We start from the raw sequence: 1,452 nt of genomic DNA, 5'->3' as shown, positions 1-1,452 counted from the left end.
ACGAGTGTTAATAGAGTAAAGAGAGAGAGGGAGAAGATGACAGGGGGAAGTAACTGGAAAAATGAATACGCACAGTGTATGGTCCTAATAGTCGTTGTCTGAGTGTCCCAGACCCCCGCGAGTTCAACGCTACCCTCTTCCTCGCCAGCGTCAAATGTGAATAAGGGAACTGCGCTCGGCCGCCACCACCTTCGACGCCGTCACCTACGGCGGCGTGCCCGCCACACCCGACGACTACGCCCGGCTGACCGACCTGGACACCAGGCTGCGCCGCGCCAAGCCCGACCTCACCGCCGCCGCTCCGTCGTGGACGGCGCCATGACCGGCACCGCGACCGGCACCGGAACCATGCCGGAGAGCACGGCCGTCTCCCCCGACGCCCGCACCCTCTGGCGCCGCGCCCGCGGCTTCCTCCTCGCCCTGGCCCTGCTGCTGCTGGCCGGTGCCGTCATCGGCCTGTTCGCCTCGGCGAACGACGGCACCCTCGACCCGCGCTCCGCCACCCCGACCGGCGGCCTCGCCGTCGCCGAACTGCTCGCCGAACGCGGCGTCGACACCACCCTGGCCACCACCTCGCGGGAGGCCGTCGCCGCCACCGGCCCCGACACCACGCTCCTCGTCGTCCGCCCCGACGACCTCACCGCCGGCGCCCGCGAACGCCTACGCGAGGCCACCACCGCCACCGGCACCCGCCTCGTCCTCCTCGGCGCGGGACAGATGTCCCTGTCCACCTTCGCGCCCGGCGTGGTGACCCTCGGCCAGGCCCCTGTCGGGGAACTGCGCCCGGACTGCGCCGACCCGGCCGCCCGCCGCGCCGGCAGCGCCTTCCTCGGCGGCCACGCCTACCTCCCGCCCACCTCGGAGCCCACCGGCTGCTATCCGGTGTCCGGCTACCCCACGCTGCTCACCTTCCCCGCCGACAGCGCGGGCGGCGAGACCGTTCTCCTCGGCTCGGGCGAGTTCCTGTACAACCAGCGCCTCGACGAGGACGGCAACGCCTCCCTCGCCCTCCAGCTCCTCGGCGCCCGCGACCACCTCGTGTGGTACCTGCCGTCGGGTGAGGAGGCCCCCGGAGCCGCCGACGAGAAGAGCCTCCTCGGCCTCCTCGCCCCCGGCTGGCGCTGGGCCGCGGCGCAACTGGCCATCGCCGCCGCGCTCGCCACCGTGTGGCGCGCCCGCCGCCTCGGCCCGGTCGTCACCGAACGCCTCCCCGTCGTCGTCCGCGCCGCCGAGACCACCGAGGGCCACGCACGTCTCTACCACCGGGCCGGTGCCCGTGACCGTGCCGCCGACGCGCTGCGCGCCGCGGCCCGCGCCCGTCTCGCCCCCCTGGTCGGCGTCCCCCGTGTGCGCGGCGACGGCGGGCGGGAGCGCCTCGGGCGTGTGGGCGTCGGCCGGGGGGACGCCGACCAGGCCCTGTACACCCTGCTCTTCGGCCCGCCCCCCGCGGAC

At 74.2% G+C, this 1,452-nt stretch carries 2 protein-coding genes; both read left to right on the top strand.

The features are described 5' to 3' along the window. The first annotated feature begins 160 nt into the window (after window positions 1–160). On the top strand, window positions 161–322 hold the full coding sequence (locus BN2279_RS30995) for a DUF4129 domain-containing protein (protein WP_107115525.1): 162 nt from the start codon (window positions 161–163) through the stop codon (window positions 320–322). Beyond that, window positions 319–1,452, top strand: a 1,134-nt coding sequence (locus BN2279_RS09625; RefSeq protein ID WP_059008304.1) for a DUF4350 domain-containing protein, incomplete at its 3' end; no start/stop codon positions are given. The genes BN2279_RS30995 and BN2279_RS09625, both read left to right, overlap by 4 nt.

The sequence above is a fragment of the Streptomyces specialis genome, from assembly GCF_001493375.1.
Taxonomy (GTDB): domain Bacteria; phylum Actinomycetota; class Actinomycetes; order Streptomycetales; family Streptomycetaceae; genus Streptomyces; species Streptomyces specialis.
The sequence above is the reverse complement of the archived record's forward strand: the minus strand, read 5'-3'. Positions and strand labels throughout refer to the sequence as shown.